The 700-nt window shown below is 41.9% G+C and carries 1 pseudogene; it reads right to left on the bottom strand.

Annotated features, from left to right (window positions below):
* A pseudogene (locus tag WKT11_RS19820) lies at positions 1-700 on the bottom strand (ATP-binding protein); the annotation flags it as partial.

Genomic DNA, 700 nt, shown 5'->3' with positions numbered 1-700 from the left:
GACGTAGCTTAACTTATACATACTTTCTTTTGTCTGGTCTAAATCAGTTTCCAGCTCGTCCACGCTGTCTAAAGCGTCCACCACATTTGAGCTGGTTTCACTTCCTGCTTGATAGGCGTGATTATCAAGGTCTTTCAGTTCCTTTTTCTTGTTGCGGACGGTCGTTAATGCTTTCCGATTTTCCACGATTTCTACATTCATGCTCGTATCAACGGGGAATGTGAATTGCTGTTGCTGGAAATAGAAGATTTCAGACGACGGAAAATCAAGCTCTCCTACAATCGCATTGACGGTAAAATAGGACACATAGCTTTCCTTGTCCTCATGTTCCAATCGTAAATACCGCTGGCTTTCCTCAATCACACACCTTGTCGGACGGATAAGGTCGTAGTATTTTATCAGCGTCTCTTTGTTCAATTTTTTCTTTGGTAGCTGGTACTCATAATCTTCATAAGCGATACCGTCCCTGCCGTAAAGATGTTCCATGAGATACCCAAAATCATGGATTTCCAAGCGACGCACCTTAAAGCGACGGGAGATTTTATTTTCCAGTAACTTTTCCATTTTTATGTAACGGTTGATTTCATCATTCGGCATGGAAACAAAATCATTCATCAGCGTGTGGTTCACTTCATGGAGAAATTCTGTGAACGTCAGCCACACCGATTTTTTGATGTTCTTCAGATTGAGCTGTTCTTCC

Source organism: Blautia sp. HCN-1074, assembly GCF_037890165.1.
Lineage (GTDB): Bacteria > Bacillota > Clostridia > Lachnospirales > Lachnospiraceae > Blautia_A.
Note: the sequence above shows the minus strand (reverse complement) of the source record. Positions and strands in the feature narration are given on the sequence as shown.